Consider the following 25,515-nt stretch of genomic DNA (forward strand, 5'->3'; position numbering starts at 1 on the left):
ACCACCTATGAAAGGTGGTTTTTAATTCGCTTTGCTCCTCCAGCTGGGCTCGAACCAGCGACACCCTGATTAACAGTCAGGTGCTCTAACCAACTGAGCTATGGAGGAATTTTCAGTAAAGCGGGTGCAAATATAATTGTTTATTAAAATAGAACAAACAATTTTTTCAATTAAATGAAACGTTTTATAATATTCCAGATATCATTACCAAAAATAATAGCCATTAAGCTCATTAAAATTATGAATCCAACTATTTGTCCACGTTCTAAAATCTTTTCGCTTGGCGGTCTACCGGTAATCATTTCGTAAAGTAAAAACATAACATGCCCACCATCTAAAGCAGGTATAGGCAATACATTAATAAATGCCAACCAAACAGAAAACATGGCCATAAACGACCAAAAGAAAGTCCAATTCCAGGTTTCTGGCATCATTTCTACTATACCAATTGGTCCTTTAACTTGCTTGTAAGCGCCTGTCTTTGTATTGAAAATAACTTTAAATTGTCTTACTTGGTCTGTTAAAACTTTAATAGACTTGGTAAAACCAGCGGGAATAGCACTTAAAAAGCTATACGTATCGGTTACTTCGAGTTCTTCAATTTTTTCTTCAGTAATTTCTGGTAAAACTCCTAAACGTTCACCTTCTTTCTTAAAAGTTTGTAAGGCTAATGCTTTACCATCCCTTAAAACTGTGAATCTTAACGTATCATTTTGAACTGCTCTAATCTCTTTCTCAAATTGGTCAAAGAAAGCTATAGGTTTGCCATTAGCTTGGGTAACTACATCCCCAACATTAAGGTCAATTGCTTTTGCAAGTGAACTATCAGCTACGTAGCCAATAACAGATTCAAATCTTGGAGATAAGAATCTACTTCTGCCATTCTCAAATAATATTTTTTTGCCTTCATCAGTTAAGGCAAAGGTTTCTTCTTTACCGTTTCTTAAAACAGTAACCTCATCACCTAAAACAATATCTAATCTGGCGTCATCTAAACGTTTTACTTTTTTACCGTCAACAGATAAAATTAAATCACCACTTTGTAGACCTAGAGCTTCGCCAATTTCTGATACTCCAATACCATCTTTTAGACGATCAGTAGGCACATAAGTGTCTCCATTATTAAAAAGCAAAAAGGTGTAAATAATCCATGCTAATAAGAAGTTTACAGTAACACCACCCAACATAATAATTAAACGTTGCCAAGCGGGTTTACTTCTAAACTCCCACGGTTGTGGTTCTTGTTTCATTTGCTCGGTATCCATACTCTCATCAATCATACCGGCAATTTTAACATAGCCTCCTAAAGGCAGCCAACCAATACCATACTCGGTTTCACCTATTTTCTTTTTAAAAAGTGAAAATTTAACATCAAAAAACAGATAAAATTTCTCAACCTTGGTTTTAAACCATTTTGCTGGCAAAAAATGCCCAAGTTCATGAAGAATCACTAAGATTGAAATGATTAAGATGAACATTACAATCTGTGTAAATAGTCCCATTTGTATGTATTAGAAGTATAAGCGCACAAAGGTAAACTTTTGAATCATCTTTAAAAAACCAAGAGTTATCACACTAAATTTTTAAGAAAGATTTGGCAAGAAATTAATGAAAATCAATTCTAAAAAAATACTTGAGCCGTAATTTTGCACTTATGTTGAAGTTTTTTGCCAAATACAAATTTTTAGGCCTTGTACTACTCTTTTTATCTGTAGTTATCATTATTTTAATGTATAATGCGCTTAAGCCCAAAAACCGGCTTCCAATCTATCAACCATCTATGGTTAATACAGATTTGGTAGATAGTTCACTACACCGACAAAAACAACAGCACACCATTGCTAATTTTAAACTTATTAACCAAAACGGTGATAGTATTACCCAAGAAGATTACCAAGATAAAATTTATGTAGCTGACTTCTTTTTTACAACCTGTTTGACCATTTGCCCAATAATGACAAAAAATATGGCGGGCTTGCAAAAAGATATTTTAGAAATGGAAGATGTAATGCTGCTTTCGCATTCAGTTACACCAAAAATAGATTCGGTTCCCAGGCTAAAAGAGTATGCTGTAGAAAAAGGAGTAATAGATGCCAAATGGAATTTGGTCACAGGAGATAAAGAGCAGATTTATGATTTAGCTAGAAAGTCTTATTTAGCCGTAAAGACAGATGGTGATGGAGGCACTTTTGATATGATACATACCGAAAATTTTATTTTGATTGATAAAGAAAAACGTATCCGTGGCTATTATGACGGTACCAACGAACAAGAAGTAAAAAAACTTTTAAAAGATATTAGAATCTTAAAAGAATCATACGAGCAATAGAAGAATTAGGTATTTTACGTTACCTTTGCTTACTTAAAATGAATCTAAATAGTAAAGTTGGCTAATCTAACAGAACTTAAGGTAGGTCAAAGAGCAATTATTAAAGAATACCACAGCTTTTTACCACATATTAAGCTATTAGAAATGGGTTGTCTACCAGGCAATACCGTTGAGCTAGTTCAAATTGCTCCCCTAAATGATCCCATTTATATTAACGTTAATGGCTCACATATTGCAATTAGAAAATCAACAGCAGCCAAAATAGAAATAGAGTTACTTTAATTACCACCGCCTAATGAGCAAAACCATTAATGTTGCACTAATTGGTAACCCAAATACTGGTAAAACTTCAGTTTTTAATTCGCTTACTGGTTTAAATCAAAAGGTGGGTAATTATCCGGGTATTACGGTTGAAAAAAAGATAGGTTCATGCAAGCTATCTAATGGTATTAAAGCTCAAATATTAGATTTACCTGGAACATATAGTCTTAACACTACATCTTTAGATGAAAGTGTTGTAGTTGAACTCTTAATGAACAAAAAGGATTCATTATATCCTGATGTGGCTGTAGTGGTAAGTGACGTAGAAAACCTTAAACGAAACTTACTGCTATTTACTCAAATTAAAGATTTAAAAATACCCAGCATTTTGGTTATTAATATGGCTGACCAAATGCCTAGAAAAGGTATTTCTATTGATGTTGAACTTTTAGAAAAACAATTAGACACCAAAATAGCGGTTGTAAGTACCCGTAAAGGAGAAGGTATCGAAAAGATAAAAGACCTTATTGCTGCGTATGATACGTTATCCAATTCTCCTAATACAGATGTATCTGTAATTGATCCTACCTATTTTGAACGTTTGAAAACTGTTTTTCCTAAAGAAGATATTTACAAACTATGGTTGGTTATCACTCAAGATGTAAATTTCACTTCAATAGAAAAAAAGTCTTTAGACAGATTAACCTCTTTTCAGACCAAGAAGAAGGAGGAGCTAAAAAAATTACAGCATAGAGAGACAGTTCTACGATACCAATTCATTAATGGTGTTTTAAAAGAATCTTATAAAGTAGATTACCCATCAGCAAAAGGTTTACGAGCTTCTTTAGACAAGATATTAATGCATAAAATCTTTGGCTATGTAATCTTCTTTGCCATTTTGCTTTTAATCTTTCAAGCCATTTTTGAATGGAGTAGTTACCCCAGTGATTGGATTGATGAACAATTTGCTTTTGTAAGTGACTGGATTAAAAACACGTTACCTCCCGGAATTTTAACCAATCTTCTTTCCGAAGGTATTATTACCGGTATAGGTGGTATTGCCGTTTTTATACCTCAGATTGCCTTTTTATTCCTTTTTATTTCCATACTCGAAGAGTCTGGTTATATGAGTAGGGTGGTTTTTTTAATGGATAAGTTAATGCGGCCATTTGGTTTAAGTGGTAAAAGTGTTGTTCCACTAATTTCAGGAACTGCATGTGCAATACCTGCAGTAATGGCAACCAGAACAATTGAAAATTGGAAAGAACGACTAATTACAATTCTGGTAGTGCCATTTACCACATGCTCTGCAAGGTTACCCGTTTATTTAATCTTAATTGCATTGGTGATACCCGAGGGTACTTTTTTAGGCATAAGTTTTAAGGCCTTAACCTTATTCTTATTATACTTAATTGGTTTTGCAATGGCCTTATTTTCAGCTATGGCTCTGAACAAGATGCTGAAAATTAGAAGTAGGTCTTTCTTTATGATTGAAATGCCTACTTACCGTTTACCACTTTTTAAGAATGTTTTTTACACAGTAGTAGAAAAAACAAAGAGTTTTGTCTTTGGGGCCGGTAAAATAATTTTAGCCATTTCTATTATTCTTTGGTTTTTAGGGTCCTATGGGTATTCTGAAAATTTTAAAAATGCAGAAGAAATCGTTAGCCAACGTATTGAAGAAAACGGATTAAACGACTACAGCAAAAACTACATCAAAAAGAATTTGTTAAATTATAGTGAAAATAAGGGTCAACCCACAGGCAGCATACCTAATCCACTAAAAATTACCCCAGAACAAGACTCACTTCGTATCCTTAATAATCAACTATTTGAGCGAGCAAAAAACCAAGAAATTGCGAGCTACAAACTCGAACATTCTTTTATAGGATATGCTGGAAAAGCTATTGAACCTATTGTAAAGCCATTAGGATACGATTGGAAAATTGGTATAGCTGTTATTACATCTTTTGCGGCAAGAGAAGTTTTTGTAGGCACCTTAGCAACAATTTACAGTGTTGGTAACGACGAAGAAGAAACCATTAAAAATAGAATGGCTGCAGAATTGAATGATAAAGGTAAACCGTTATTTAACTTGGCTTCAGGAGTCTCACTGATGTTATTTTATGCTTTTGCTATGCAATGCATGAGCACCCTAGCAATTGTTAAAAGAGAGACAAACTCTTGGAAATGGCCCTTAATTCAATTAATATTTATGAGCCTGTTTGCCTACGTTGTGGCAATGAGCGCATATCAAATACTAAGTTAAATCATGATACAAATTGTAATTGCAATACTAATTTTAGTTTGGGCATTGGGTTATGTAGTGCATAAGTTTATTTACCCTTTACCGCTCCAAGCATCCAATAAAAACAAAAGTAAATCTTGTGGTGAAAGTAATTGCGGATGTTCTTAATTTAACTCTTCAAACTCATTATAGCTAACCCCTAATTGCTGTTTTTGATAAACCGGAGAGGTTACAAATAGCTTTTTTACCTGATTATCCCAATCTTGGGCTACATTAAAATAACTCGCATTATTTACGGCCATAATTTCATCACAATCGGCACAAGTATGTTTGTAATCTAAAAAATGATGTGCAAATTCATGATAAGCTACAATCTTTAAAATCTCAGGGTCTACCGCAGCAACCCAATTTATGAGAATATTTTCAATTTTACCCTCGCTATCACGCGTTACCATTCCCATAACAGTGTTACCTTCTTCTAAAGGAAGACTATTAGTTAAATCAATATTTTTTAATTGAAATAATTTGTCGTGGTAATCGATACCATAAGATTCACAGTCGTTAAAGAAATCGTTTAAAATAGGTTGCAGCCTACCGTCTATATCCACGGTTTCTTGACTTTTTAAAGAAGTAACAAAGAATAGGGCTAACAAACCAAGAATGGTAGTTTTCATACGAATAGATTTTTGGTGATTGCTTTTCGGTAGTGCCCTAGTATACTAACGAAAGTTACAACAGTTTATTTTTCAGCAACATAGGAATAGAACATATTGTTTTGTATTTAACGCTTTGTTAGCAAACTTTAATATTTATTAAGAAAGTACACAACTTATATGTAAATTGAAATGGTAAACTAAACTAGATGAAATCATTTTTTTACCTGCTTATAGCTTTATTACTACTCTCTTGTGGTACAGCAAAACAATCTGGAGAGACTACCGCCGCAGATACACAAACTCCTGACCAGTTAAATAGAGGTAACATACCCTTACTAACCAGAATACGAAAGCTCCCAGGTATTTCTTTAAGAAATGGGGTTCCAGTAATTACTAAGGCAACTAATACCTTTAGTAATGCAGGAAATAACATACAAGGTGCAAATCAAGGTAATGTCTATGAACCCCTTTACATTTTAAATGATTATCCGGTGGGAAATTCATTTCGTTCTGTAGAAGAACTTGTAGATAATTTTAATGTTAAAAAAATTGAGGTATTAAGCGATACAGATGCATCGTTTTACGGTTCTAGAGCTGCAAGTGGAGTTATTAAAATTACAACGTATCAATAGATTAAAGTACCACGTCTATATTTGTGTTTGATGTAACCTTAAAAGCACATTCTTTAAAATTAGGCGGACCAAAAGTTTTCATTTTTGATTTAGAAAACCCAACTTTTTCTTTTGGAATACCCAACCAATTTGTATCCAACTTATCATTGCTGTTTTCATCGTAAAATACTGCTACGGCATATTCACCAATAGGTAAATCTTTAACTAATATTTTGGTAATACCTTTTTCAGCCGCAATACTATCATATTTAAAAACTTTATCAAACTTTAAAAAGCCTTCCTCATTATCATAGATAGCAATGCTAACTTTCCCCTGAGAATCAGGCACACCATGAACTTGTATAGATAAATCGTTTTGCGAGAATGCAAAACCAGAGCAAAATATAAGAAGTAATAGAAGTATTCTCACAGTACTATTGTATTGGATGTAAAACAAAACTATTCTTTTTAAACTTAAGTATACGTTATTTTAAACTTTCAGCTTTTTTAGTGATTGCCGCCTCGAGAGATGCAAATATTTTTTGCGTTTCTAAACTGTCTGCTAAATTAAAGTACAAAAGTAAAGAGTCTGAATGTGTCACTTTAACTTTTTGCTGTCTTAAATCATCTACAAAAACGTAAATATTAGCTCCGGTAATACTATCAATAAACACACCTTTTTCTTTTGCCAACCATGAAAAGCCATTTTTGCGTTCCATTTCAGGTATTTTAGGCATCCATTCAATGCTGTTTAAAGCTGTTAGTGGAATTTGTTGTCTATAAATACCAGACATTAATTTAAAATTGCCTTCTTCAATTGAGGTGTAGTTTTTATAATGTAAAGCAAATGCCAAGGTACACCCTATTAAAGTTAAAGCAATTACAACATTCCAAAACCAATTACTCTTTTTCTTCATTCGTAGCTGTTCTATATTTATTAAACCATGCCACCGTATGTGCAATTTTAGTTATTAAATTACTAGGTCTATTGGCAATACCATGACTTGCGCCGGGTATTTCAACCAGCACGGTTTCTTTCTTTCGCAATTTTAAAGCATGATAAAGCTGTTTGGCCTCACTAGGTGGCGTACGCAAATCGTTCATACCCACCATAACCATGGTTGGCGTTTCTATATTACCTACCAACGAAAGGGGTGAAAATTTCCAATAGTGTTCAAAATTTTCCCAAGGTTGACCTTCATATCTAGAATTGGCGTAACCAAAATAATTGTCCGCAACTAGTGTTTTACTTATCCAATTCATAACTGGCTTTGCTACAACTGCAGCTTCAAAACGATTGTTTTTACCAATCATCCAAGCGGTCATAATTCCCCCAGCAGAACCACCAGTTACAAATAATTTATCTTCATGGGCAATACCCATTTTAATACAATGGTCTACACCATCCATGGTATCATTATAATCTTGACCTGGATAGTTTCGATAAAGTAAATTACCAAACTCTTCACCATAGCTTGTACTGCCTCTTGCATTAGGATAAAAAACAACAAAACCTTCACTTGCATATAGTTGCATTTCTATAGAAAATCTATCTCCATAATTCAGAATAGGACCCCCATGATTCTCAACTAAAAAAGGGTATTCTTTTGAGCTATCATAATTAGGCGGGTATACAATCCAGCCTTGTACACTTCTACCATCAAAAGATGAAGTATACCAAACCTCTTCAACGTTTCCTAAAGTTTTAAAATCTAACAGCGAGCTATTTAAATTGGTTATGGTTTTCACCTTGCCTTTTGCAGTCTTAATAGCCAACTCTGCAGGAAATTCTGGCCTAGATAGTGTAAAAGCTATTGTACCATTATCAGCAACACTAAAAGAACCACTACCATAAGGTCTACCAAGTGTAGTACCTCCCCTATTATCGACTAATTTGGTGACTTTTCCTTCCACTGTTATGTAACCAACTTTACCGTTACCCTTATCATCATAATTAAAATACAAGCCATTGCTTTTGCTATCCCAAGTAATGCCTGAAATACTTCTATCTAATTCATCTGAAATACTACGCTTGTTAGTGCCATCGGCATTCATTAGATGTAACTTTCTTACTTGATAAGCTTGCTTTTTATCTTCATAACCCAAATAGGCAATTAGTTTACCATCTGGTGAAATTTTTGGACTACTGTCAGGGCCATCTCTATCTGTTAATATCTCTATTTCGCCTGAATTTACTGTAACCGAATACACTTCAGAATTTCTAAATCTATATTGCCAATCTGCTACCCTATTTGCAGAAAAATAAACTTTTTGTCCGTCTGGTGACCAAGACAACGCTCCACCATGGTTCCAATTACCCGTTGTTAATTGTCTTACAGCGCCCCCGTTGGCAGGCATAGTAAAGATATGATTGAATCCTGGCGCTATATAGCCGCGACCGTCTCGTTCGTGATAAACTCTATCGGTTATACGAGGCGCGTCAGCCCATTTAGCCCCTTTGGGTTTTGGCGGCATTTTGGCTAAAACCGGAGCTTTTGAAGGAACCTTCATTGAAAATGCCAATTGTTTTCCATCTGGCGACCATGTTATAGCACTAGGCGAAAATGGTAGCTGCGAAAGTCTAGCTACCTTGCCCGTTGCAACCCAATATACGTAAATCTCTGAACCTTCATCAGTACTGCTACTAAATACTATTCTATCTCCAGAAGGAGACCACGTTGGGTTACTTTCTGAAACTTCTCTAGAGGTCAACTTTTGATGCTGAGAACCATCAATTTTAAGCATCCAAAGGTTACCCCAAGCCCTATCTTTCATTACATCGAACCCCATTCGTTTGTACACAACCCAATCTCCGTTTGGCGAAATTTGAGGGTCAGTAACATATTGCAGTTCAAAAATATCTAGATAAGTGAAGTTTGATTTTTGGGAGAATCCATAAAAACTGAATAAGAGAAATAAAGTAGTAATTAGAATTTTTTGCATGGTCTATTTTTTAGCTGTTTTTAAAGGTAAAGCAATAGCTGCATTTGAACAATAGCTCTAGTATGGGCTATAGTGTAATAAACTGATTATATTTAGAGTGAAATACCAATCCAAATGAAGTTTTTTAATCGTTTTCGTCAAAAACTACTGGCTGAAAATAGGTTTCGAAAGTATTTGCTTTACGCTATTGGCGAAATTTTTTTGGTAGTAATAGGTATTCTTATTGCTTTAAAAATTAACAATGCTAATGAAAACGCAAAAACCAATGCGCAACTTAACGGGTATTTAAATAGTATTCGAAAAAACGTTCAAACTGATACCGTAGCAATTAACCACATAAAATTTTTAAGGGCATCACAAAATGAAGCTGCAATGGAATTCATGAAACTTACTTTTAAAGATTCCGTTTCATTAAGCGTTGTAGAAAGAATTGCTCCTATTTTAGGAGAACAGTACCTTATTATCAACCCATCTGGGTTTGATGCTATAAAAAACTCGGGTTACATTGCTAATCTTCAAGGCACTGAGATTGAAGACGCAATTTATGATTATTACAATTACTATAATCAAATACATGAAAGCGAAATAAGCCTAAACAATTTTATAGAAAATTTAGAAGCAGGAATTTATGCTAGTAATTATAACGACTTAAAACAAGTGTTTAAAGTATTAGAAAGACATCAATACGAACTCACCATTGCAGAAGAAGAGATAACCCCAGCCGTAGAAATTATTTTTAAAAACTCAAATATTCTTGGAATAATGGAGCGCGTTGCTTCCGAACAATATTTTGAAGTGTACGATGTATTAAAGCAAAAAGGTGAATACTTAACTTTCTTAATAGAAAATAGAATAAAATGAATTTCAATGGTAAAAATGTTTTAATAACTGGAGCCTCTCGCGGAATTGGCAAAGCAACTGCTATAGCCTTTGCCCAAAAGGGCGCCCATGTAGGCATCAATTTTAAATCAAATACAGAAGAAGCCCAAAAAACACTAGATAACTTACCTGGGGAAGGGCACCAATTGTTTCAAAAAGACATATCAGAAAAAGAAAATTGCCAGCAATTAATTGAAGAATTTATTACTGTATACGGGCAACTAGATGTGCTGGTAAACAATGCCGGTATTTCTATTTTTCATGAAATAGATAAGGTTAGTTTAGATGAATGGTCTTCTGCCTGGGAAACTACTTTTAAAACCAATTTATTTGCCGCTGCCAACCTAACGTATTGCGCGGCACAAGCCATGATGCAAACGGGTGGTGGCCGTGTTGTAAATGTTTCTTCTAGAGGAGCTTTTAGGGGCGAACCCACAAAACCAGCTTATGGCGCTAGCAAGGCAGCATTAAACGCTATGAGTCAGTCTTTGGCTAAAAAGTTAGCGCCACACAAAATTTACTTAGGTGTGGTAGCCCCAGGGTTTACAGAGACCGAAATGGCCGCGGTAACGCTAACACCAACAGAGCGTGATAACCTTTTGCGCGAATCACCGTTTAAACGCATGGCACAACCCGAGGAGGTTGCACATGCTATACTATTTTTGGCTTCGGATGGGGCAGAATATACATCTGGAACTATTGTAGATGTTAATGGTGCCAGTTATTTACGTGGCTAATAGTTATCAAGAAAGTTAAAATTTTATGAATACGAATGTTTTGATTGCAAAAGTGGCTATTCAAAATTGCAGTACTTCATAAATGCTTGTAAATTATTGGCTTGTTTCTCACAAATAGCTAATTCAATACAACATGAAAAAAATTACACTACTACTTTTCTTGAGTTGCAGCCTTCTACTTACTGCTCAAGAAAACGAAGGCGTTCTGTCTTCCAAAAATTTAAAAGGACTAAAATTCAGGAATATTGGTCCAGCATTTACTTCTGGTCGCTTGGCAGACATAGCCATAGACCCAACTAATGAAAGTATTATTTATGCTGCCGTTGGTTCCGGCGGGGTTTGGAAAACAACCAATGCAGGTACTACTTGGGAGCCTATTTTTGACAATGAAAAAAGCTATTCTATTGGCTGTATTACCATTGACCCTAACAACCCACATACCATTTGGGTAGGTACGGGTGAAAATGTTGGTGGTCGCCATGTTGGTTTTGGCGATGGTATTTACCGCAGTACAGATGCGGGCAAAACATGGAAAAACATGGGGCTTTCTGGAACAGAACATTTATCAAAAATCATTGTGCATCCAGAAGATTCTAACACAATTTGGGTCGCCGCTCAAGGTCCCCTATGGAACAAAGGTGGCGAACGAGGTCTATACAAATCTACAGACGGTGGCACTACTTGGAAAAAAACGTTAGGAAATGAAGAATGGACAGGCGTTACCGATATGTTAATAGACCCTAGAAATCCAGATGTTTTATATGCTGCCACTTGGGACAGACACCGAACCGTTGCCGCCTATATGGGTGGCGGGCCTGGTTCTGGCTTGCACAAAAGTTCAGACGGCGGTGAAACTTGGACAGTATTAACCAACGGTATACCCAAATCAAACTTAGGTAAAATTGGATTGGCCATTTCCCCTTTTAACCCAGACATTATTTACGCAGCAATTGAATTGGACCGTACCAAAGGTGGTTTATTTATTTCTAGAGATAGAGGTAGCTCATGGAGTAAGCAGTCTGACATGGTTTCAGGAGGAACTGGGCCTCATTACTATCAGGAACTGTACGCACACCCACACCATGAAGGTAGAATTTACTTAATGAATAATTATGTATTAGTATCGGACGATCACGGTAAAACCTACCGTAGAATGAATAGAGATAAAACGCATAGCGATGTTCATGCTATGGCCTTTAAAAAGAACGACGCCAATTATATTTTAATGGGTTCTGATGGTGGGCTTTACGAAACGTATGATGACACTAAAACGTGGCGTTATTTTGATAATTTACCTATTACCCAATACTATAAGTTGGCAGTAGATGATTCTGAGCCCTTTTACAATATTTATGCAGGCACCCAGGATAATGGTTCTCACAAAGGACCTTCTAGAACCATGAGAGAAGATGGTATTCTAAATCGTGATTGGAAAAAGGTTTTAGGAGCAGACGGGCATCAATCTGCCATTGAACCGGGTAACCCAGACATCACCTACGGTGAATTTCAACAAGGAACATTGTTTAGAATTGACCATAAAACTGGTGAAAGCGTCTACATTCAACCACAAGCAGGAGAAGGCGAACCTTATGAACGATTCAATTGGGATGCGCCTATTTTAATTAGTCCGCACGACCCTAAACGCATATATGTAGCCTCTTACCGTGTGTGGCGCTCAGATAATAGAGGAGATGATTGGACAGCCGTATCTGGCGACCTTACCAAAGGTTTAGAGCGTATTAAGCAATCTATTATGGGTGGTTTGCAAAGTTGGGACAATCCTTGGGATTTAAAAGCAATGTCAACCTTTAGTACAATAACCTCTTTAGCAGAATCACCTATAAAAGAAGGGTTACTCTATGCGGGTACAGATGATGGTATTATTCAGGTTTCTGAAGATGGTGGTGCCAACTGGCAAAAATTCAATTACCAAAACTTAAAAGGATTACCTGCCAACGCTTTTGTAAATGATATTAGAGCAGATTTATACGATGCCAATACGGTTTATGCCGCTTTAGACAATCATAAAAATGGCGACTTTAAACCTTATTTAATTAAAAGTACCGATGCGGGCAAAACATGGAAATCTATTACTGGCAACCTACCAAGTAAATTATTGGTGTGGCGTTTGGTTCAAGACCATGTGGATAAAAATCTGCTGTTTTTAGCTACGGAATTTGGTATTTATTTCACCAATAATGGTGGCAGCAATTGGATAAAACTAGAAGGTGGTATACCAACAATTTCATTTAGAGATATTGCCATTCAGCGAAGAGAAAATGATTTGGTAGGTGCTTCATTTGGTCGCGGTTTTTATGTATTAGATGATTACAGTGCACTAAGAAATTTGAATACTGCAGATTTGTCTTCTAATGAAGCATTACTGTTCAATAATAGAAAGGCGTATTGGTATAATCAAATAGACGATGTAAGTAGTCAAGGTGCAAATCAGTATGTTGCAGAAAATCCAAAATACGGTGCCACGTTCACCTATTTTATTCGTGATGAATACAAGTCTTTACAAGACCAGCGAAAAGATAAAGAGAAGAATTTGAGCAAGAATAAGCAGAACATTCCTTTCCCAGGTTGGGAGGCCTTAGATGCAGAAACTGCAGAAGAAGGTGTTATGCTTCTATTTACCATAAAAGACCAAAAAGGTGCAGTGGTAAAAACGTTGACCACAAAACCAAAAAAAGGATTTAACCGCATTACTTGGGATCTTAGTACGAATACTAAAAACATTGTTCCGCTAGAAAAACCTAAAAGACAATTTGGTGGAACTGAGGTGTTGCCGGGCACATACACCATTACCTTATCTAAAATGGAGGAAGGTAGTATTACACCCTTAGCTGGACCAAAAAGCTTTGAAGTTGTTCCGCTGCTAGAACCTGCTCTAGAGGGTATTCCTAATAACGAAAGAATTGCCTTTAAAGAAAGTTATGACGCTTTTGTGCTCCGTTTAAGCAAAACAAATCAAAAATTAGAGAAGACTAATGAAAGGTTAGAAGCTATGAAACGTGCTTTTCTATTAGCAGATAGTCAACCCGCAAATTTGGCAAATTCTTTATTTGAGTTAAAATCAGAGCTTACTGATTTAGAAACTCAGCTCTTTGGAAACAAAAGTAAAAACGAGGTAGGCGCTAATCAGAATCCGACACCAAATGATGTTCGGTATTTAGGTAGAAGAGCACTAAGCACAACCTACGGCCCAACAGGCACTCATAAAAAGGCTATAAATAGAGCGGCAAGTCAATTAAAATCGATAGAGGCTAAGGTTAATACCGCTGCAGGCAAACTGCCAGCTTTAGAACAACAGTTAACTGCTATTGGCGCACCTATGATTGAAGAATAAAAACTAGTAAACCTAAAATTAAAAAATCCTCTTCCTTAAAAAGAAGGGGATTTCTTTTACCTATTTTTAGCACATGAAAGCCGCCACCGTAGCCCAATTAAAAAAAGAACTCCAGTATAAAGATTCAGAAGAACTAATGTTGCTATGCCTTAGGTTAGCCAAATTTAAATTAGAGAATAAAGAGCTATTAACATATTTACTTTTTGAGGCCGAGGATGAAGAAGGTTTTATTACTGGGGTTAAAGAGACCGTAGACGTTCAATTTTCTGAGATTAACACTAAAACCTATTATTACATAAAAAAAAGTGTTCGTAAAATTCTACGAGGACTTAAAAAATATATTCGTTATTCTGGCAAAAAAGAAACCGAAGTAGAACTCCTACTCTATTTCTGTAAAAAACTTGGTGAACTTCGACCATCTATTAAAAGAAACAAAACTTTGTCTAATTTGTATGAAAGACAACTCGTATTGCTTCATAAAAAGATTGGTGGTTTACATGAAGATTTACAATACGATTACACCAAACTTTTAGATAACTTAAAATAAAAAAAGAGGTGCAAAACACCTCTTAATTTTGAGTTAGTATAGTTATGTTTAGGCAACCTTTTTAAACGCTTTTTTTGCACTAGTTGCTTTTTTTGCGGCGGCCTTGGCCATTATGCGTCTTACTTTTACAACTTTAGCAACTTTCTTTAACGCTTTCTTTTTTCCCTTTTTCTTTTTTAGCTTATTAAATTTTTTCAAAGCCTTCTTAGCAGCTTTATCTTTTGTTTTTAGGTCCTTTTTTGCCACTTTTAGAGCCTTTTTAAGTTTACTTTTTTTAGACATCAGTATTTTTAAATGTTATTACAAAGTTAATTAATCTTAAACTAAATGTAATTAACAAGGTTAAAGATTCTAGTTAATCAAATCCTAGATTGATTCTAAATAAACTGAAAACGTGACAATTAGCACCAAATATTGTACTTTAGAAGTGTTATATGCAAAGATTAATAACCATATTACTTACCACGGTAATTTTACTACAAAGCATCAACATTCAAATTAATGATTTGATTGAAATTGATGAGTTGATAGAACATTATACGTTTCATAACAAAGCCTATGGTGATTCTTTTGTTGAATTTGTTTCTAAACATTATGGCGAATTAAAAACAGAACACAGCCAAAAGCATAAAGAAGAACAATCTGACCATGAAAAACTTCCTTTTCAACATACAGGCTATGCCTTTTCTACCCTAGATTTTGTTGTTTCCTCTGGATTTCCATTCCATTCGTTAATGGAAGCTTCAATCACAAAAGAGGCTTATTTTCATTATCAAATATCTTATTCTTTTGATTTAACCTACGGTTTATTGCAGCCTCCCAAGAATTCATAGAATCTCCTTTCTTATATTTTTTTTGACTATGAACCTAGTTCGTAGTCCTCACTATTTTCTATTTCTATGAATTATGCTTTCGTATATCATTAACTTCAGTTTAAAGAATAAGGTTATTGTCATCTTATTCACCCTATTTATTGTAGGATTTGGGTTGTATTCCTTATCCAAAATTCCTATTGGAGCCGTGCCAGATGTTACCAACAACCAGGTACAGGTAATAACTACGTCTAGAAACCTATCAACCCAAGACATTGAACAGTTTATAACGTATCCCGTAGAGTTGGAAATGGCCAATCTACCGGGCGTTAAGGAAATTCGCTCCATATCTAAGTTTGGTTTATCTGTGGTTACCATTGTTTTTGATGATGAGATGGGCACTTATTTGCCCAGACAACTCATAGCTGAGAAAATACAATCGGCCAAAGAACGTATTTCTTCCGAATTTGGCAGTCCTCAAATGGGTCCTATTAGCACTGGTCTTGGAGAAATTTACCAGTACATTTTAGATGTGGAGCCCGAATTTAAAAATCGATATTCACCAACCGAATTACGTACCATTCAAGATTGGATTGTTAAACGACAATTATCCGGAATACCCGGAGTAGTAGAGGTAAATACATGGGGAGGTTATTTAAAACAATACGAGGTAGCCATTTCTACTCAAAAACTAAATGCCTTAAATATTAGCGCCAGCAAAATATTCTCTGCATTAGAAAATAACAACAGTGTTGCGGGTGGCGGTTATATTGAAAAGGTAAATCAGGCTTACTTTATTCGCGGAGAAGGCTTGGTTACCAATCTAAACGATATAAAAAATATTGTAGTTGAAAATAGAAATGGCAAGCCCATTTTAATTAAAGATGTGGCCCAAGTTGGTTTTGGTAAAGCACCACGTTTTGGAGCTATTACAGGTAATGGAGAAGGCGAAAAAGTACTGGGCCAAGTAATGATGCTCAAAGATGCTAACTCCAAAAAGGTAATTGAAGCTGTTAAAGAACGTGTAGCATCAATCTCAAAATCGTTACCAGAAGGAGTTTATATCAATGCATTTTTAGACCGAAGTGATTTAATTGGTAGAACTACTCTCACAATAACTGAAAACCTAATTTTAGGTTGTTTAATTGTCATTTTTGTAGTGGTGTTATTACTTGGCAATTGGCGGTCTGGTTTGGTAGTAGCATCGGTAATTCCGTTGTGTTTGTTAGTTGCACTTTCTTTAATGTACCTTTTTGGTGTAGATGCTAATTTAATGAGTTTGGGCGCAATTGATTTTGGCATTATCATAGATGGGGCTGTTATCATTGTAGAATTTATAGCCTTTCAGTTCACTAAAAATCAAAACCAGCTAAACACGGGTAATAAAGCCGAAATTCAGGCTAAAAAAGATGAAATCACCTTTACTGGAGCTTCAAAAATGATGAATTCTGCTGTTTTTGGCCAATTGATTATTCTATTGGTTTTCATCCCCATTTTATCCTTAAGCGGTGTTGAAGGCAAAATGTTCAAGCCTATGGCACTGACCTTTAGCTTTGCTCTAATTGGTGCAATGGTATTGTGTTTTACCTACGTACCAGTAATAGCTTCTTTAGTTATTAAACCATCAACAAAACAAAATGGACTTTCTCAAAAATTAATGCATTGGCTTAACCAAAGATTTGAACCTATATTGGAGTGGGGCTTGCAAAAGAAAAGGATGGTTTTGGTTGTGGCTGTTGGCCTACTTGTGGGCACTAGCCTATTGTTCAGCACCATGGGTTCAGAATTTGTGCCCACTTTAGATGAGGGTGATTTTGTAATACAACCCGTATTAAAAACCGGTACTTCTTTAGAAAAAACAGTAGCCACTACAACTAAAATCGAACAAATTTTACTGGATTCCTTTCCTGAGGTAAAACAGGTGGTTAGTAGAATTGGTGCGGCCGAAGTGCCTACAGACCCCATGTCTATGGAAGAAAGCGATGTCATAATTGTACTAAAGCCAAAATCAGAATGGACATCCGCAAAAACCAAAGACGAACTTGCTGATAAGTTTAAAGAAACCCTGAGTATGCTACCGGGAATGGAAGTAGAGTTTACCCAACCTATAGAAATGCGATTTAACGAATTAATTACTGGGGTAAGAGCAGATATTGCCATTAAAATCTTTGGAGAAGACTTAACTGTACTAAATTCCAAAGCCAACGAAATAAAAACACTTATTGAAAATGTAGCGGGTGCTGCAGATATTACCGTTGAGAAAGTAGAAGGCTTACCACAGATGAATGTTACCTATAACCGAGCAAAAATTGCCCAGCATGGGCTAGATATTGCTTCCTTAAACGAAATGGTTTCCATGGGTTTTGCTGGTAAAACAGTAGGCAATGTTTTTGAAGGAGAGAAACAATTTGATTTGGTGGTACGCTTAGATGATAAGAACAGAAAAGATATTACCAACCTACAAAACTTGTATGTAGACACCCCTAATGACAATAAAATTCCGCTAAGTGAATTAGCTGTAATTACCTATCAAAAAGGAGCCGCAAAAATTTCTAGAGACGATACCCGTAGACGTATTGTTGTGGGTATTAATGTTCGTAATAGCGACTTACAATCGGTTGTTGATGATGTGCAGCAATTAATAAACGCTAAGATAAAATTACCCGTAGGTTATTCAATTTCATATGGTGGTCAATTTGAGAACTTACAAAGTGCCAGAGAACGTTTATTTGTAGCTGTTCCTATAGCATTAGCACTCATTTTTATCATGCTATACTTTGCGTTTAAAACCGTTAAAGAAGCTTTACTCATTTTTGCAACAATTCCATTATCAGCTATTGGTGGTGTACTATTGTTGTGGTTGCGTGGTATGCCTTTTAGCATTTCTGCAGGAGTTGGATTTATAGCACTTTTTGGGATTGCCGTTTTAAATGGCATCGTACTTATTGAACATTTTAAAGATTTAAAAAAACAAAATTTCGATACCATGGAAGCCTTAATACAACAAGGAACAAAAGACCGTTTGCGCGCCGTTTTACTCACAGCCTCTGCTGCGGCCTTAGGATTTTTACCCATGGCAATTTCCACAGGAGCAGGAGCAGAAGTACAACGCCCTTTAGCAACCGTGGTCATTGGAGGGTTAGTTTCAGCCACCTTTTTAACCCTTGTAGTGTTACCAGTACTGTATGCCTATTTCAATTCCCTTAAAAGAAAAGGGAGCCCTCAAGCATCAAAAAGGCTATTATTAGGCGTATGCTTGGCGTTACCATTATCGGGTTTTGCACAACAACCTTTAAGTTTAGATGATTTAAAGGCTATTACAATTGAAAACAATCTTTCTATAAAAGCTTCAGCCTTACAAATAGAACAAACCAAAGCAAATAGAGGGTTGGCATTTGATTTTGAAAAAACTGAGGTGTATTATCAATACGATGAGAATAATATTGCTAGAAACGATTTACCTATAAATGTTTTTGGGGCACAGCAAACCTTTAGTTTTCCTACCGTTTATGTTGCTAAAAACAAGGTGCAAAAATTAAACGAACGACTTCAAGAATCGGTTTATCAAATTACTCAAAAGCAAGTATTTAAACAGTTAGAACAGGCCTACTACGATTACCAAACCCAGCAGCAAAAACTAGCGTTATACCAAAAGTTAGATAGTATTTATGCCCAATTTGCCTATTCTGCCAGAAGACGTTTTGAACTTGGAGAAACCAATTACTTGGAGAACGTAACGGCAAAAGCCAAACAGAAAGAAATCACCCTTCAAAAGAATAAAGCCACACAAGAAGTCAAAAACCGGTTGCTCCAGTTACAACTTTTAGTTCAGAGTAAAGACTCCTTAGCTATTAAAAAAGAAACTCCTAGTCGATTAGATTATAATAGCAATGACTTAAACATTGGTTTAGAAAAGCAGTATTTAGAAAATAGGCATCAACTTAGTTTAGCACAAAAACGGCTCCAAAATCAAGGTTTTTTACCCGATTTAAGCTTGGAATATTTTCAAGGCTCCAATGACGGTTTAGACAATACCCTTTACGGTGTACAATTTGGTATAAAGCTACCCTTACTATTCTTTGGTCAAAAAAGCAAAGCCAAATCAGCAAAATTACAAGCTGAAATTGTAGCTATAGAAAATAACCAGTTGAACAAAAATTTAGCTAAAGAAAGGCAAGAAATGCAAAACCTTTTAACGCAATACGAATCAGAGCTCAGTTATTATGAAAATGAAGGCAAAGCGCTAGCATCGCAACTTTTAAAGGTGGCACAGGCTAGTTTTAAAAATGGAGAAATTGATTTTTTCCAGTACATCCAAACTTTGGAAAATGCGTATACCATAGAACTCAACTATCTAGAAGCCTTAAACCAGTATAACCAAACCCTTATATCCATCAACTATTTATCCTTTAGTAATTAAGTCATGAAAGCATTTGTAACATACATAGTACTAGCCCTATTCCTTGCGAATTGTGGCACCAAAAAAGAAAACGAGACTGAAGCAAATGAAGCTTCAGGTATTATTTTGAGTGAAGAACAATTCAGCGGTAATAATTTTTCATTAGGAACTCTAATCCAACAAGATTTTGAAATTAGTGTCCAAACTACAGGCATGATAGATGTGCCGCCACAAAATAAGGCTATTGTAACTGCACCTTTGGGCGGATTTGTAAAAAACACACATTTAATTGTAGGAGATAACGTAACCAAAGGGCAACCCATGGTTACTATTGAAAATCAAGAATTTGTACGCTTACAAAAAGAGTATCTCACAGTTTACAATAATCTTGAATTTTTACAATCCGAATATCAACGTAATAAGACCTTATTGGAGGAAAATATAACTTCCGAAAAGAACTTTTTACAAGCCAAAAGCAATTATGAAATGGCCAAGGCCAACTATTTAACCTTACAAAAACAATTGCAAATGGTAAACATTTCGCCTAAAACCGTTGAATCTGGTACAATTAGCTCTCAAAGCACCTTATATGCTCCTATATCTGGCAGTGTAACGCAGGTTAATGTAAATAAAGGTAGTTACGTTTCGCCAAGTTCAGAAATAATTCAAATTGTAGATAATGACCATTTGCATTTAGAATTGATTGTTTTTGAAAAAGATGCGCTAAAAATTAAAAAAGGACAGCATATTAATTTTTTAATTCCAGAAACTGGTGACACCCAATACCAAGGAGAAGTCTATTTAGTGGGTACTGCGGTAGACGAAACCAATAGAACTATAAAGGTTCACGGTCATCCAAATACTGAAAATAAGTTGCTAACTGGAATGTTCGTTGAGGCTTCCATTCAAATCGATTCAAAGAAAGCATTGGCTTTACCAGAGAATGCAGTAGTTGAAAAAGATGGTGATTTTAGCGTTCTGGTACTTTCAGAGCAAGAGAACGGCAATTATAAATTTGAAGAGCGTTTGGTAACCATTGGCTCCCGACTGAATAGTTATGTTGAAATTTTGAATACCGAAGATTTTGAAGATGGCACTCAATTTTTAATTAATGGTGCTTTTGAGCTATTAGCTAATTAACCCAGCCCCACATCTAAGGTCATCATTATTATAAACCCAGCAATAAAGCCCATGGTTGCAATATCTGTGTATTTATCTTGTTGGGTTTCTGGTATTACTTCTTCTACCACCACAAAGATCATAGCACCAGCGGCAAAAGCTAGGGCATAAGGTAAAATAGGTTCAAAAGTTAATACCGCCCAAGCACCCAATACACCTGCAATGGGTTCTACAACTGCTGAAGCTTGCCCGTACATCCAACTTTTTCTACGACTCAGCCCTTGTCTACGCATGGGTACGGCAACCGCAAAACCTTCAGGAAAGTTTTGTAAACCAATCCCCATTGCTAGGGCAACTGCTCCACCTATGGTAGCGCCTTCAAAACCAGAAGCTACCCCGCCAAAAAGCACACCTACTGCCAATCCTTCAGGTATATTATGTAAGGTAATGGCTAGCACAAGTAAAGTTGTTCTATGCCAAGGTGTTTTAATACCTTCTGCTTCGCTAGTTTTAAAATTGATATGCACATGAGGAAGAATTTTATCCAAGCCAAAAATAAATCCAGCTCCTAATAAAAAGCCAACTGCCGCCGGAATCACCTTAACAAAACCTTCACCTGGACTCATTTCTATTCCAGGTGCTAGTAAGCTCCAGAAGCTCGCCGCTACCATTACGCCACCCGTGAAACCCAGCATACCATCCATAAAACCGCGTTTTGGATTTTTAAATAGAAAAACCAATCCAGCTCCTGCAGCCGTGAGGCCCCAAGTAAAAAGTGTAGCATATAAGGCTGCTAATACAGGGTCAATGCTTTCAAAATAGGATATAATACTTTCCATTAGCTATTTTTTTTAACAAATAAGTTAGCCGCAATTTGATGAGAAATATGAAATTCACGCTCTGCAATTTTGATTAATAACGAATCATCAAAATCTTCTTTATCCAGTATTTGAATAGTTTCACCAAGTGCAATTTGATTTTTATCTAAAAATTTTAAAAATGAAGAAGAAGAATCTTTTACGCCTACGCAAATACCTGTAGATGACAAAGGCATTTCGCTAAGTAATTGCTTATCTCTTTCTTGAAATTCACCATTTTTAGTGGGAATAGGGTCACCGTGAGGGTCATATTTTGGAAACTCAAGAAGCTCATCAATTTTATCAATCAATTTTTCGCTTTTTATGTGTTCCAATTGTTCTGCAACTTCATGCACTTCATCCCATGAAAAATCAAGCTTTTTAACTAAAAACACTTCCCACAAACGATGTTTTCTAATAATACCTAAAGCTGTTTTTATACCTTTTTCAGTTAATAAAACACCCTGATAACGCACATAGTTAACAAGACCTTTATCTGCTAACTTTTTTGCCATATCTGTTACTGAAGATGGTTTGGTATCCATTTCTTCTGCAATAGCATTAGTAGCAACAGAAGTTGATGCATTGCCTCCTAAATGGAAGATGGCTTTTATGTAATTCTCCTCTGAACGTGTCAACGGGTAAAGATTTCTCCAAAAATACATTTTTATTTATCAAAATCAATTTTTAGATTTGTCTAAATTTTTATTTTGACAATTAGAAATATCTTGATTTTCTTAGTTTTTAGTCAGTTTGCATTTGGGCAAACTGCTTCAATTTCTGGTAGTGTGTCAGAAAATGGAGCGGTTTTACCGTTTGTAAATCTAATTTTGAAGGAAACAAATAAAGGAACCGCTAGTGATCAGAACGGTTATTTTCAATTTAAAAATTTAGCAAAAGGCAATTATGTTATTATGGCAACGGCAATTGGTTTTGAGCCATATCAAAAAACCATTACCCTTAGTGAAGGTCAAAATCTACTAGTAAAAATAGAGATGACCGCTGCTGCAGAAGCTTTAGATGAAATGGTGGTTACTGGTACTTTAAAGGCCGTAAACCGAATGGAAAGTCCGGTACCCGTAGAAGTCTACTCCCCCACTTTTTTAAAGCAAAATCCGACTGCTAATGTTTTTGAAGCACTGCAAAATGTAAATGGTGTTAGGCCTCAAATTAATTGTAACGTATGTAATACCGGCGATATTCACATAAACGGCTTAGAGGGTCCATATACTTTAGTATTAATTGATGGAATGCCTATTGTTAGTGGCCTTGGCACGGTATACGGTCTTTCTGGCATCCCTAATTCACTAATAGACCAAATTGAAATTGTAAAAGGTCCTGCATCTACCTTATACGGTAGTGAAGCGGTAGGCGGGTTAATTAATATTATTACAAAACACGCGCCAGAAGCACCAAACTTCTTTGTAGATACTTTTGGTTCTAGCTGGGGAGAATTTAATTTAGACGTTGGCACCAAATTTAGTGTAGGCAAAAAAACCGATGCCTTATTGGGGGTAAATTATTTTAGATACGATAACCCTATTGATAACAACAACGACAACATCACTGATTTAACACTGCAAGACCGTATTTCTATATTTCAGAAGTGGAACCTTAAACGCAAAAATTCACGATTATTCGCTGTTGCTGGTCGGTTCTTTTATGAAGACCGCTGGGGTGGTGAACTCCAATGGACACCGAAATTTAGAGGTGGCAATGAAGTCTATGGCGAAAGTATCTACACACGCCGTTGGGAAGTAATTGGCAAGTACCAACTACCCACTAAAGAAAAAATGCTGCTGTCTGTTTCTTATAACAGTCATCATCAAAATTCAGTTTACGGTGACATACCTTATATAGCAGACCAACGAATTGGCTTTGGACAACTAACATGGGATAAAACATTGGGAAAACACGATTTTCTTTTGGGCGCTGCTATTAGGTACAATTACTATGATGACAATACACCAGCAACGGCCAATTTAGAAGATGAAGTTAGTATTCCTTCGGTGTTCGTTCAAGATGAATTAAAATTCAATTCAAAGCATTCGCTTTTAGGTGGTCTTAGATACGATTATGATAGTCGACATGGTAGCATCTTTACTCCTCGCGGTGCCTATCGCTATAAATTAACTGATAATGATATTCTACGTTTAAATTTTGGAACAGGATTCAGGGTAGTTAACTTGTTTACAGAAGACCATGCCGCTTTAACTGGTGCACGAGATGTAATTATAGCAGAAGAACTAGAACCAGAACGTTCTGTAAATTTTAATGTCAACTATCTTAAAAAAATATATGCCAACAATGGCACTTTTATCAGTTTTGATGCCTCAGCATTTTACACCCGTTTCAGTAATCAAATTTTGCCAGATTACGATACCAATCCAAATCAAATTATTTATGATAATTTAAAGGGTAAATCAGTCTCTCAAGGTATTTCGGCAAATTTTGATTTGGTGTTCCCTAATGGCATAAAGTTCTTAATAGGAGCTACCTACCAAGATGTTACAAATACCGAAAATGGTATTACGCAGGAACAAATATTAACCGAAAGTTTTACAGGCACATGGAATCTTTCTTACACTATTAGAAGCCTTAACTTAAGTCTAGATTATACTGGTAATTTGTACGGCCCAATGCGATTACCTTTATTGGGTGAATTAGATCCCAGAAGTGAGTTTTCACCAACCTGGAGTATTCAGAATATTCAGTTCACGTACAAGGGTATTCCCAATTTTGAATTTTATGGAGGTGTAAAGAATCTGTTAGATTGGACTCCAAATCGTGGAAACCCATTTATTATTGCTAGAGCCAATGACCCCTTTGACCGTAATGTGCAATTTAATGCAAGTGGTAATGTGGTGCCTACTGCAGACAATCCGTTTGCGCTAACCTTTGATCCAAGTTACGTATATGGACCAAACCAAGGCATTAGAGCTTTCTTTGGATTACGATATTCTGTTTTTTAGCATTTATATTTACGAGAATTCCCATTACTTTCGTAAGTATGGATACTGATAAACCAATTAGAGTCAATAAATACTTTAGTGAAGTTGGGTATTGTTCTCGAAGAGAAGCAGATAAGCTTGTAGAGCAAAAGCGTGTTACTATAAATGGTGACTTAGCTGAAATGGGTAGTAAGGTTATGGCTACTGATGAAGTTAGACTTGATGGTAAATTAATTGGCACTAAAAAAGCTGATAACGTTTATATAGCTTTTAATAAACCAAGAGGTATAGTTTGCACTACGGATACCCGTAGAGAAAAGAATAATATTATAGATTACCTCGATTATCCTGAGCGTATTTTTCCTATTGGGCGTTTAGACAAAGACAGTCAAGGTTTAATTTTACTAACTAATGATGGCGACATTGTAAATAAGATTCTAAGAGCACGCAACAATCATGAAAAAGAATATTTGGTAACCGTAAAACAACCAATATCTCAAAAATTTATTGATAAAATGGGGAATGGTGTTCCTATTTTAGATACGGTAACCCGTAAGTGTTTTGTTGAACAGGTAGACAAGTATCAATTCAAAATAATACTCACCCAGGGGCTTAACAGGCAAATTAGACGTATGACAGAATACCTTGGTAATAAGGTTACGCGTCTTGAGCGTTACCGAATCATGAATATCAACTTAGATATTCCTTTAGGCAAATGGAGATACCTAACAGACAAAGAGCTAAAAGAAATTCATAAGCTATTAGCTGATTCTTCAAAGACAAATTTAGACGCAACCTCTGAGTTGCATTGAAG

The 25,515-nt window shown here is 35.8% G+C and carries 21 protein-coding genes and 1 tRNA gene; 13 read left to right on the forward strand and 9 right to left on the reverse strand.

Going from position 1 to position 25,515, the window contains the following annotated elements:
• Positions 1 to 34 precede the first annotated feature (34 nt).
• Both H5V42_RS07115 and rseP read right to left on the reverse strand, forming a co-directional pair.
• A tRNA-Asn gene (locus tag H5V42_RS07115) sits at positions 35 to 108 on the reverse strand.
• Between the two features lie 62 nt (positions 109 to 170).
• Positions 171 to 1,502: an RIP metalloprotease RseP gene (rseP, locus tag H5V42_RS07120; protein WP_185782451.1), complete on the reverse strand. Its 1,332-nt coding sequence runs from the start codon at positions 1,500 to 1,502 to the stop codon at positions 171 to 173.
• Positions 1,503 to 1,654: 152 nt separating this feature from the next.
• Here rseP and H5V42_RS07125 point away from each other — a divergent pair, with 152 nt between their 5' ends.
• Genes H5V42_RS07125 through feoB form a run of 3 tightly spaced genes read left to right on the forward strand, consistent with a single transcriptional unit; the run spans position 1,655 to position 4,859 of the window.
• Positions 1,655 to 2,329, forward strand: a complete 675-nt coding sequence (locus tag H5V42_RS07125) for an SCO family protein (RefSeq protein ID WP_185782452.1) — start codon at positions 1,655 to 1,657, stop codon at positions 2,327 to 2,329.
• A gap of 57 nt (positions 2,330 to 2,386) precedes the next feature.
• On the forward strand, positions 2,387 to 2,611 hold the full coding sequence (locus H5V42_RS07130) for a FeoA family protein (RefSeq protein WP_185782453.1): 225 nt from the start codon (positions 2,387 to 2,389) through the stop codon (positions 2,609 to 2,611).
• Between the two features lie 13 nt (positions 2,612 to 2,624).
• Complete coding sequence (gene feoB, locus H5V42_RS07135) at positions 2,625 to 4,859, forward strand: ferrous iron transport protein B (RefSeq protein ID WP_185782454.1); 2,235 nt, start codon at positions 2,625 to 2,627, stop codon at positions 4,857 to 4,859.
• A 143-nt stretch (positions 4,860 to 5,002) separates the two neighbouring features.
• Here feoB and H5V42_RS07140 read toward each other — a convergent pair whose 3' ends face one another.
• Positions 5,003 to 5,512, reverse strand: coding sequence for a hypothetical protein (locus H5V42_RS07140; RefSeq protein WP_185782455.1), 510 nt, complete (start codon positions 5,510 to 5,512; stop codon positions 5,003 to 5,005).
• A 188-nt stretch (positions 5,513 to 5,700) separates the two neighbouring features.
• Between H5V42_RS07140 and H5V42_RS07145 the strand changes: the two genes are divergently transcribed.
• Positions 5,701 to 6,126: a TonB-dependent receptor plug domain-containing protein gene (locus H5V42_RS07145; RefSeq protein WP_185782456.1), complete on the forward strand. Its 426-nt coding sequence runs from the start codon at positions 5,701 to 5,703 to the stop codon at positions 6,124 to 6,126.
• A 1-nt stretch (position 6,127) separates the two neighbouring features.
• Here the strand turns inward: H5V42_RS07145 and H5V42_RS07150 are convergent, their stop codons facing one another.
• From H5V42_RS07150 to H5V42_RS07160, 3 genes are read right to left on the reverse strand one after another with little or no spacing between them, the layout of a single operon-like run.
• Positions 6,128 to 6,535 carry a DUF2141 domain-containing protein gene (locus tag H5V42_RS07150; protein ID WP_185782457.1) on the reverse strand — a complete coding sequence of 136 codons (408 nt, stop codon included), beginning with the start codon at positions 6,533 to 6,535 and terminating at the stop codon, positions 6,128 to 6,130.
• A 55-nt stretch (positions 6,536 to 6,590) separates the two neighbouring features.
• The gene (locus H5V42_RS07155) at positions 6,591 to 7,022 is read right to left on the reverse strand and encodes a hypothetical protein (protein ID WP_185782458.1); all 432 of its coding nucleotides are present in this window, start codon (positions 7,020 to 7,022) and stop codon (positions 6,591 to 6,593) included.
• Entirely contained in the window at positions 7,006 to 9,048 is a 2,043-nt protein-coding gene (locus H5V42_RS07160; protein WP_185782459.1) for a S9 family peptidase, read from the reverse strand. The genes H5V42_RS07155 and H5V42_RS07160 overlap by 17 nt, the downstream gene beginning before the upstream one ends.
• A gap of 114 nt (positions 9,049 to 9,162) precedes the next feature.
• On the opposite strand from H5V42_RS07160, the gene H5V42_RS07165 reads away from it, so the two are divergent.
• The 4 genes from H5V42_RS07165 to H5V42_RS07180 all read left to right on the forward strand — a co-directional run bounded on the left by H5V42_RS07165 (position 9,163) and on the right by H5V42_RS07180 (position 14,563).
• On the forward strand, positions 9,163 to 9,909 hold the full coding sequence (locus tag H5V42_RS07165; protein WP_185782460.1) for a DUF6090 family protein: 747 nt from the start codon (positions 9,163 to 9,165) through the stop codon (positions 9,907 to 9,909).
• Positions 9,906 to 10,664: an SDR family NAD(P)-dependent oxidoreductase gene (locus tag H5V42_RS07170; RefSeq protein WP_185782461.1), complete on the forward strand. Its 759-nt coding sequence runs from the start codon at positions 9,906 to 9,908 to the stop codon at positions 10,662 to 10,664. Before H5V42_RS07165 ends, H5V42_RS07170 begins: the two co-directional genes overlap by 4 nt.
• A 133-nt stretch (positions 10,665 to 10,797) precedes the next feature.
• A complete protein-coding gene (locus tag H5V42_RS07175; protein WP_185782462.1) occupies positions 10,798 to 14,016 on the forward strand; it encodes a VPS10 domain-containing protein in 3,219 nt (1,072 codons plus the stop codon).
• Positions 14,017 to 14,089: 73 nt separating this feature from the next.
• Complete coding sequence (locus H5V42_RS07180) at positions 14,090 to 14,563, forward strand: hypothetical protein (protein ID WP_185782463.1); 474 nt, start codon at positions 14,090 to 14,092, stop codon at positions 14,561 to 14,563.
• 48 nt (positions 14,564 to 14,611) lie between these two features.
• Here H5V42_RS07180 and H5V42_RS07185 read toward each other — a convergent pair whose 3' ends face one another.
• Positions 14,612 to 14,845, reverse strand: a complete 234-nt coding sequence (locus tag H5V42_RS07185) for a hypothetical protein (RefSeq protein WP_185782464.1) — start codon at positions 14,843 to 14,845, stop codon at positions 14,612 to 14,614.
• Between the two features lie 152 nt (positions 14,846 to 14,997).
• Between H5V42_RS07185 and H5V42_RS07190 the strand changes: the two genes are divergently transcribed.
• From H5V42_RS07190 to H5V42_RS07200, 3 genes are all read left to right on the forward strand, one after another.
• On the forward strand, positions 14,998 to 15,396 hold the full coding sequence (locus H5V42_RS07190; RefSeq protein WP_185782465.1) for a hypothetical protein: 399 nt from the start codon (positions 14,998 to 15,000) through the stop codon (positions 15,394 to 15,396).
• Positions 15,397 to 15,469: 73 nt separating this feature from the next.
• Positions 15,470 to 19,795, forward strand: coding sequence for a CusA/CzcA family heavy metal efflux RND transporter (locus H5V42_RS07195; RefSeq protein WP_185782466.1), 4,326 nt, complete (start codon positions 15,470 to 15,472; stop codon positions 19,793 to 19,795).
• Between the two features lie 3 nt (positions 19,796 to 19,798).
• Entirely contained in the window at positions 19,799 to 20,914 is a 1,116-nt protein-coding gene (locus H5V42_RS07200; RefSeq protein WP_185782467.1) for an efflux RND transporter periplasmic adaptor subunit, read from the forward strand.
• Here the strand turns inward: H5V42_RS07200 and H5V42_RS07205 are convergent.
• Both H5V42_RS07205 and H5V42_RS07210 read right to left on the reverse strand, forming a co-directional pair.
• A complete protein-coding gene (locus H5V42_RS07205; protein WP_185782468.1) occupies positions 20,911 to 21,732 on the reverse strand; it encodes a ZIP family metal transporter in 822 nt (273 codons plus the stop codon). The genes H5V42_RS07200 and H5V42_RS07205 overlap by 4 nt on opposite strands.
• Positions 21,732 to 22,388: a metal-dependent transcriptional regulator gene (locus tag H5V42_RS07210; RefSeq protein ID WP_185782469.1), complete on the reverse strand. Its 657-nt coding sequence runs from the start codon at positions 22,386 to 22,388 to the stop codon at positions 21,732 to 21,734. Before H5V42_RS07210 ends, H5V42_RS07205 begins: the two co-directional genes overlap by 1 nt.
• Before the next feature lie 63 nt (positions 22,389 to 22,451).
• Between H5V42_RS07210 and H5V42_RS07215 the strand changes: the two genes are divergently transcribed.
• On the forward strand, positions 22,452 to 24,722 hold the full coding sequence (locus H5V42_RS07215; protein WP_390809396.1) for a TonB-dependent receptor: 2,271 nt from the start codon (positions 22,452 to 22,454) through the stop codon (positions 24,720 to 24,722).
• Between the two features lie 38 nt (positions 24,723 to 24,760).
• Positions 24,761 to 25,513: a 23S rRNA pseudouridine(2604) synthase RluF gene (rluF, locus tag H5V42_RS07220; RefSeq protein WP_185782470.1), complete on the forward strand. Its 753-nt coding sequence runs from the start codon at positions 24,761 to 24,763 to the stop codon at positions 25,511 to 25,513.
• The last annotated feature ends 2 nt before the right edge of the window (positions 25,514 to 25,515 follow it).

It is taken from the genome of Croceivirga lutea (assembly GCF_014235875.1).
Lineage (GTDB): Bacteria > Bacteroidota > Bacteroidia > Flavobacteriales > Flavobacteriaceae > Croceivirga > Croceivirga lutea.